This window comes from Micromonospora sp. NPDC047753, assembly GCF_040642735.1.
GTDB lineage: Bacteria > Actinomycetota > Actinomycetes > Mycobacteriales > Micromonosporaceae > Micromonospora.
Window position 1 is genome coordinate 1 of the sequence record NZ_JBEYSL010000848.1, and the last position, 1,440, is coordinate 1,440.

The 1,440-nt window shown below is 74.0% G+C and carries 2 protein-coding genes; one reads left to right on the forward strand and one right to left on the reverse strand.

Annotated features, from left to right (window positions below):
• Window positions 1-957, reverse strand: a 957-nt coding sequence (locus ABZ749_RS35155) for a histidine kinase (protein ID WP_357235716.1), incomplete at its 3' end; no start/stop codon positions are given.
• A 144-nt stretch (window positions 958-1,101) separates the two neighbouring features.
• Here ABZ749_RS35155 and ABZ749_RS35160 point away from each other — a divergent pair.
• Window positions 1,102-1,440 (forward strand): carboxymuconolactone decarboxylase family protein (locus ABZ749_RS35160; RefSeq protein WP_357235718.1); only part of this gene is annotated, 339 nt, incomplete at its 3' end.

Sequence of the window (1,440 nt, forward strand, 5' to 3'; positions counted from 1 at the left end):
GGTCAGCCCCGCCGGGGCGTACTCCACCTGGATGTGCGCGGTCGCGGGCCCGGCGTGGCGGGCCACGTTGGTGAGTGCCTCCTGGATGACCCGGTACCCGGCCTGGTCGACCTCGTCGGGCAGGTCTGCGCGCTGGCCGGTGACGGTCACCTGCACCGGTACGCCGACCGCCCGGGTCCGCTCGGCCAGCTCGTCCACCCGGGCCAGCCCGACCCGATCGCCGTCGGCCGGTGCGCGGAGGACGTCGAGGGTCGTGCGGAGTTCCCGCATCGCGGCGCCGCTGGCCTCCTGGATCGCCAGCAGCGTGGCCGACGGCTCCTCGCCGTGTTTGCGGGCCAGGTGCACGGCGATCCCCGCCTGCACCTTGATCACGGAGATGCTGTGGGTCAGGGAGTCGTGCAGGTCGCGGGCGATGCGCAGGCGCTCCTCCCCGGCGCGGCGCAACGCCATCTCCTCGCGGGTGCGTTCGGCCTCGACGGCCCGCTGCTCGACCTGCTCGAGGTACGCCCGGCGCTGCCGCGCGACGAGGCCGGCGACGTTGGCCGCCACGAACCAGCCGAGCAGCAGGGCCGTCCGCTCGGCGACCAGTTGGCCTGGTCGGCCGGCCGGCGCCATCGAGATGTCGCTGGCCAGGAAGCTACCGAGGAAGACAAGGCTGGCCACGGCGGCGGCCGACCGGTGTCCCTGCCAGGCGCTGACGTAGACCGCGCAGAGGACGGGGAACGCGGCGGACACCCCGGGATGCACCCGGACGTGAACGGCCAGCATGGCGACGGTGACCACGCCCAGCGCCACCACCGGGTATCGCCGGCACGCCGCCAGGGCCACCACAGTGGCGAGGACCAGGGCGACGTCGAGCACCTCAACCGGCGCGGCGTCCGGGGTGAGCACGGCGTTGCCGAGCAGGAGGACGCCGAGGGCGAGACCGCCGAGGGCGTGCGGGAGGTCGCGGCGCATGGTCGCACTGTAGAACGGCCGTCGTCGGTGGAGCATCCCGCGCGCGTGGTAGCTGCGGCGTACCACGGACGCGGTATGAGCGGCGCGGCAAGTGTCTGCGACGGCACGACGTTTTCCCGGCCCGCCGGAACAAGCATCGAGCCCATGACATACCGCTTCTTCGCCCCCACACCGACGAGGGCGGCCACCGGCCGCACCGCAGCCGTCTACCAACAGTTGCGCGACGACTTCCTCGGGCCGTTGCCGACCTTCCAGGCGCTCTCGGCCGTGCCGGAAGTGCTGGCCGCGACCTGGGCGCTGATGCGGGAGGCGCTGCTCGCCGGGGACGCGCCCCGGGTCGACCGCGAACTCGTCGCGGCTTCGGTCTCCCGGGCCAACCGCTGTCAGTTCTGCGTCGACGCCCACGTGCTGCTGCTGCACGCGCTGGGCGCGCCGAAGCTGGCGGAGACCGTCGCCCGGGGCGAGACGCCCGCCGAGCCGGGG